The 6,080-nt window shown below is 67.5% G+C and carries 4 protein-coding genes and 1 pseudogene; 2 read left to right on the forward strand and 3 right to left on the reverse strand.

Annotated elements, in window-relative coordinates; translation table 11 throughout:
• A pseudogene (locus VKG81_RS20205) lies at nt 1–188 on the forward strand (hypothetical protein); the annotation flags it as partial.
• 12 nt (nt 189–200) lie between these two features.
• Here VKG81_RS20205 and fadD4 read toward each other — a convergent pair.
• The 3 genes from fadD4 to VKG81_RS20220 all read right to left on the reverse strand — a co-directional run bounded on the left by fadD4 (nt 201) and on the right by VKG81_RS20220 (nt 5,307).
• Nucleotides 201–1,718 carry a fatty-acid--CoA ligase FadD4 gene (gene fadD4, locus VKG81_RS20210; protein WP_324398505.1) on the reverse strand — a complete coding sequence of 506 codons (1,518 nt, stop codon included), beginning with the start codon at nt 1,716–1,718 and terminating at the stop codon, nt 201–203.
• 57 nt (nt 1,719–1,775) lie between these two features.
• On the reverse strand, nt 1,776–3,596 hold the full coding sequence (locus VKG81_RS20215; RefSeq protein WP_324398506.1) for a phosphoenolpyruvate carboxykinase (GTP): 1,821 nt from the start codon (nt 3,594–3,596) through the stop codon (nt 1,776–1,778).
• A gap of 235 nt (nt 3,597–3,831) precedes the next feature.
• The gene (locus VKG81_RS20220) at nt 3,832–5,307 is read right to left on the reverse strand and encodes a hypothetical protein (RefSeq protein WP_324398507.1); all 1,476 of its coding nucleotides are present in this window, start codon (nt 5,305–5,307) and stop codon (nt 3,832–3,834) included.
• Between the two features lie 245 nt (nt 5,308–5,552).
• On the opposite strand from VKG81_RS20220, the gene VKG81_RS20225 reads away from it, so the two are divergent.
• Nucleotides 5,553–6,080: tRNA (guanine(46)-N(7))-methyltransferase TrmB (locus VKG81_RS20225; RefSeq protein WP_324398508.1), on the forward strand; the 528-nt coding region annotated here is incomplete at its 3' end.

Genomic DNA, 6,080 nt, shown 5'->3' on the forward strand with positions numbered 1-6,080 from the left:
GGCGCACGGACATCGACGACTTGACGTTCGCGTGCCCGCCGCATCACAAGCTGCTCGAAAAGGGCTGGACAACCCGAAAACGCAGCGACGGCAGCACCGAGTGGATACCGCCGCCGGAGCTGGATTTCGGCCGGCCCACCATTAACGACTATCACCATCCCGAGCGCTACCTGAGACCCGACGCCTGAGGGGCCGCGGATTCAGCCAGAGTACTTGTCGATGAGCTCCCGCTTGTAGAGCTTTCCGGTGTCGGTGCGGGGCAGCTGCGCCTCGAATGAGACCGACCGCGGACACTTGTAGTGCGCCAGTCGTTCCCGCAGCCACACCAGCAACTCGTCGGCGAACGCGTCGGTGGCGTCGGCCGGGTCGACGGTCGCCACGACGCCCTTGACCGACTGGCCCATCTCTTCGTCGGGAATGCCGAACACCGCGGCGTCGAGCACCTTCGGATGGGTGACCAACATGTTCTCCGTCTCTTGCGGATAGATGTTCACCCCGCCGGAGATGATCATGTGATGACGCCGGTCGGTGAGGAACAGGTACCCGTCCTCGTCGACGTAGCCGACGTCGCCGACCGTCACCCATCCGTGCTTGTCGCGGGATGCCGTGGTTTTCGCTGGGTCGTTGAGGTATTCGAAGGCGTGGCCGCCCTCGAAGTAGATCTCCCCGGCCTGCCCGGGTGACAGCTCGTTGCCGTCTTCATCGAGGATGTGCACGTTGCCGAATGCGGCCTTGCCGACCGACCCCGGGTGCGCCTGCCACTCCTCCGCGCTGATCAGCGTCGACCCGATGGCCTCGGAGGACGCGTAATACTCGTCGACGATCGGCCCCCACCAGTCGATCATCTGCTTCTTGATCTCCACCGGGCACGGCGCCGCCGCGTGGATGACCCGCTGCAGGCTGGAAACGTCATACGAAAGACGAACTGATTCCGGAAGTTTCAGCATCCGGGTGAACATGGCGGGCACGAACTGACCGTGGGTGACGCGGTATCGCTGGATCGCGTCGAGCGCGCCCTCGGCGTCGAATTTCTCCATCACGACGGTGGTGATGCCCGCGGCCTGAACGCTCATCGACCACACCGACGGTGCGGTGTGATACAGCGGCGCCGCGCTCAAGTACACGGAATCGCGGTCCATCCAGACACCCACGAGCGCCGACATCATGCCGGGCGCATCGGCCGGGATGACGTGCGGCAGGTCACGCTTGATCCCCTTCGGCCGGCCGGTGGTGCCCGATGAGTACTGCAGGAGATCACCTTCGCGCTCGTCGTCGATCGGCGTATCTGGTTGATCTGCGACGCATTCGGGATAGCGCAGCCAGCCGTCGAGGTCGTCGTCGGCCAGCATCAACAGTTCCGGAAGGCCGTTCGGCAGGTGCTCGGCCAGGTTCTCGCAGGTCTTCCGCAACGCCGCCGAGCCGACGATCGCCGACGCGCCGCTGTTGTCGACGATGTAGGCGGCCTCGGCTGCCGTCAGATGAGTGTTGATCGGGACGTAGTACAGCCCGCTGCGACGTGCGGCCCACATGACGGCGTGGATGTGCTCGTTGTTCTCCATCAGGATCGCAACGACGTCGCCTTCCCGCAGACCCGCGCGCCGGAAGCGGTGCGCCAACCGGTTCGCCCTGGCCTCGAGGTCGTCGAACGTCAGGACGGTGCCCGACGGGTGAAGGATTATCGCCGGCTTACCGGCCCCGAGATGCTCGCGGATCTGCATGCGCAGACTCTACGACGCCTGGAGTTGACAGGTGTCAAGCACCGCCGCCCCGGGGCGTCAGTCGCCCAGCCGGTGCTTCAGCGCGTCGAACTCGTCCTTGATCCCGGTGGGCAGCTTCTCGCCGACGAAGTCGAACCACTCCTCGATCAGCGGCAGCTCTTCGCGCCATTCCTGCGGGTTGACCGACAACGCCTCATTGACATCGACGGCATCGACGTCGAGGCCGTCCAGATCCAGATCGTCGGCGGTCGGAACGATGCCGATCGGCGTGGACTGCCCGGACCCGCGGCCCTCGACCCGCTCGATGATCCACTTGAGGACGCGGCTGTTCTCGCCGAAGCCGGGCCACAGGAACCGGCCGTCGTCGCCGCGGCGGAACCAGTTGACGAAGAACACCCTCGGCAGCTTTGACTCGTCGGAGTTCTTGCCCAGGTCGATCCAGTGCTGGAAGTAGTCGCTGACGTTGTAGCCGAGGAACGGCAGCATCGCCATCGGGTCGCGGCGCACGGTGCCGACCTTGCCCTCCGCGGCGGCGGTCTGCTCGGAGCCCAGCGTCGCGCCGATGAAGACGCCGTGCTGCCAGTCGTTGGCCTGCGTCACCAGCGGCACGGTGGTCTTGCGGCGACCGCCGAACAGGATCGCCGAGATCGGCACGCCCTGGGGGTCGTCCCACTCCGGTGCCAGGGTCGGGCACTGCGACATGGGGGTGCAGTAGCGCGAGTTCGGGTGCGCGGCCTTCTCGTCGGAGTCAGGCGTCCAGTCGTGACCCTTCCAGTCGATCAGGTGCTGCGGCTCGCCCTCCAGGCCTTCCCACCACACGCCGCCGTCGTCGGTCAGCGCGACATTGGTGAAAACCGTGTTGCCCTTGGCGATGGTCTTCATCGCGTTCGGGTTGGACTTCCAGTTGGTGCCGGGCGCGACGCCGAAAAAGCCGAACTCCGGGTTGACCGCGTACAGCCGACCGTCCTTGCCGAACCGCATCCATGCGATGTCGTCGCCGAGAGTCTCGGCGCGCCACCCGGGCACCGTCGGCTGGATCATCGCCAGGTTCGTCTTGCCGCACGCCGACGGGAACGCCGCCACGACGTAGTAGGCCTTGTTCTCCGGGGAGATCAGCTTGAGGATCAGCATGTGCTCGGCGAGCCAGCCCTCGTCGTGGGCCATCGCCGACGCGATCCGCAGCGAGTAGCACTTCTTACCCAGCAGCGCGTTGCCGCCGTAGCCTGAGCCGTAGCTCCAGATCTCGCGGGTCTCCGGGAAGTGCGTGATGTACTTGGTGTCGTTGCACGGCCACGGCACGTCCTTCTGCCCGGGCTCCAGCGGGGCACCGACCGAATGCAGCGCCTTAACGAAGAACCCGTCGTCGCCGATCTTGTCCAGCGCCGCGTCGCCCATCCGGGTCATCGTGCGCATCGACACGACGACGTACTCGGAGTCGGTGATCTCGATGCCCAGCTTGGGGTCGTCGGCGCCTAGCGGGCCCATGCAGAACGGGACCACCCACATCGTGCGCCCCCGCATGCAGCCGCGGTAGAGGTCGGTCATGACGCCGCGCATCTCGGCGGGGTCCATCCAGTTGTTGGTCGGGCCGGCGTCGATCTCCAGCTCGCTGCAGATGAACGTGCGGGACTCCACTCGTGCGACGTCGGACGGGTCAGACTGCGCGAGGTAGGAGTCGGGCTCCTTCTCCGGGTTCAGCTCGGTGAAGGTGCCGGCGTCGACGAGCTGCTGGCACAGCCGGTTGTACTCCTCCTCGGATCCGTCGGCGAACGCCACCCGGTTAGGCTGCGTGAGTTCGGCGACTTCGCGAACCCATGCCAACAGACCCTCGTGTTTAGTCGGTGCGCTGTCCAGACCCGGAATGGTCGCTGCGGTCATCAATCTTCTCCTGTAAATCTCCTGCGTACGGTTTTCTTCCGGACGCAAGCCACATCGCGCCTTCACGGCGTGAGTCCCTAAATTAGAGGTTAACGCGATTCGCACACGCCTGGTGAACCGGGCCGGAGCCGAATTTCTCACAGGAACGATTCAGTTCGCCGGCCGATGAGCGCTCGCGCGAAGAGATCAGGCGGCCGATGAGCGCTCGCGCGAAGTAGAGCGCGAAGAGATCGGGCTACGGCCCCGATGCGGGCGTGCCCGTGGCCGGTACATCGAGCTCGGCCTGCACCGCCTCCAGCGCGCGCCGCAGGGGCGGCAGCTCGCGGCTGCGCAGGGTGGCGGCCGTGCGGGCGGCGACCGCGTGCTCGTGCAGCTCGGCGTCGATTCCAGCGACTCGCTCGGCGAGGTCGGCGGCCTCGGCCTCGTCGCGCTGGGCCAGCTCGGCGGTCAGCGTGGTTTCGGCGCTCGCCACCCGTTCAGCGACGTGGCGCCCCAGCACCCCGCGCAGCTCATCGATGATCTCCCCCACCCAGCGGTCCAGCGCGGATCGGTCGTGGCGCAAACCACGGGCGCGGACCGCAAGCACCGCGACGCCGATGCCCACCACCGCGCCTGCCGCGAGCGCGGCGGCGGTATATGCCGGCGCCAGGTTGGCGACCAACCGGGTCAACGTCAACGCGACCCCTAAGCCGAGACCCGCGCCGAGACCCGCGCCGAGCAGCGCCATCAGCGGCGTCCGCAGCCGACGGGACCTCAGCGGTGGCGACGGCACCGCAGGGTTCTCCGGTGCCGTCGCACCCTCGGGCGGGGCCAGCCGGAGCTCGGTGGCCAGATCGCTCAGGTGTTTGGTCACGCCGGCGTCGACCTCTGCGACGACCTCGTTGACGCGGCCGCGCACGTAATCCTCGAACGACGGTAACCGCCGCCGCGTCATCCCGGACGCGTCCTCCTGCAGTTCGCCGCGCACCGATGTGCAGCGGTTGTGGGCGAAATAGGTGAGCTGCACCTTCGCCTGCTCGACCTGGCTGCGCAATCCGCTCATGCGCTCCGACTCGGCCAACCGCCGGCGGCGCAGCATCTCGCTTCGCTCCTCGCGCAGCGCCACTGTGCGGGCTTCCCGGCCGACGCCGGCCGCGTCGTCGTCATGGCGCCGCACCGCACCGCGCAACCGGGTTTGCCACGCGCGCAACCGATTTCGCCGCGCCAACTGAGGATCTGCCAGGCCGCGCCGCAATGCGTCGACCAGCTCGTCGAGCGTCGGCTCGGCAACCTCAGGTGCGGCGGCCACACCGACCCACACCGCATCGCGGTAGCGAGGGTTGTGTTCGGACAGCGCAACGCGGTCGGCGGCCAGCACGTCGCGCCAGTTGGGGCGCGCATCGATCTTCGACACCGCCCCGATCACCAGATCGGTGTTGACCGCGGCCGAGTCGAGCAGCGCGCAGTCCGAATCGGTGAGCGGCGCGACAGCGGAGACGACGAACACGATCGCCACCGGGCTTTCCCCGGTGTCCAGTTCGGCGGCTTCGACGAACGACTGCTCCGGCATGCGCTGCCGCAGCGCGGCGGCGAGGCTGGTCGAGCCGGCCAGCCACGGGCCGGTCACCAGTACGGCGTCGCGTGTCCCGACGCCCGGGCCGGTGAAGCCGGGGTGGATCGCCGCCACCAGTGCGTCGACCGAGGCGACCGGGTCGCCCGTGCCGTCCGTCACCGGAGGCCGTCCCGCTGCGGCGCCTCCGGCGCCGGCTCGAAGGCGAAAATCTGGTGCCCCTGTCTACTCACCGTGCCCCCAACCGGTCGATGACCGGCCCCCGTTGTCAGCCAAATGGTGACATTTCCGGCGCGTTGGCGCGAGTGCTTGGCGCAACGACCTGCAAATAGCAGTAAAAGACACTGTTGGGTATCAATCTGCACCAGATAAGGAGGCCGCTTAATTTCATGGGCCACCATTAACGGATGCAAACGCAGCGCGGCGAGCGGCCGGGCACGCTGGCCGACCCGAATCGGGCGCCGCATCTGCATCGGCGGGTGACCAGTTTCCGGTCCAGGCGGTCGGCGTTGACACCGGGCCAGCAGCAGACCTGGGACAGGCTGTGGCCGGTGTTGGGAGCCGAGGCGCAGCCCGGCGCTGCACCGCTGGACACCGACCGCTGGTTTGGCCGCTCCGCTCCCGTCGTCCTTGAAATTGGCTGTGGCACGGGGACTTCCACTGCTTCAATGGCCCAGGCCGAGCCGCATCTGGATGTGGTCGGCGTCGAGGTGTACCGCCGCGGCCTTGCGCAGCTGCTCGGCAGGATCGATCGCGAGGGCATCGCCAACATCCGGTTGATTCGCGGCGACGGGCTCGACGTCCTCGAGCACATGGTCGGCAGCGACTCGCTGACCGCGGTGAGGGTGTTCTTCCCCGACCCGTGGCCCAAGTCACGGCACCACAAGCGCAGGCTGCTGCAGCCGAACACCGTCGCGCTGATCGCCGATCGGCTG

Source organism: Mycobacterium sp. (assembly GCF_035314905.1).
GTDB lineage: Bacteria > Actinomycetota > Actinomycetes > Mycobacteriales > Mycobacteriaceae > Mycobacterium.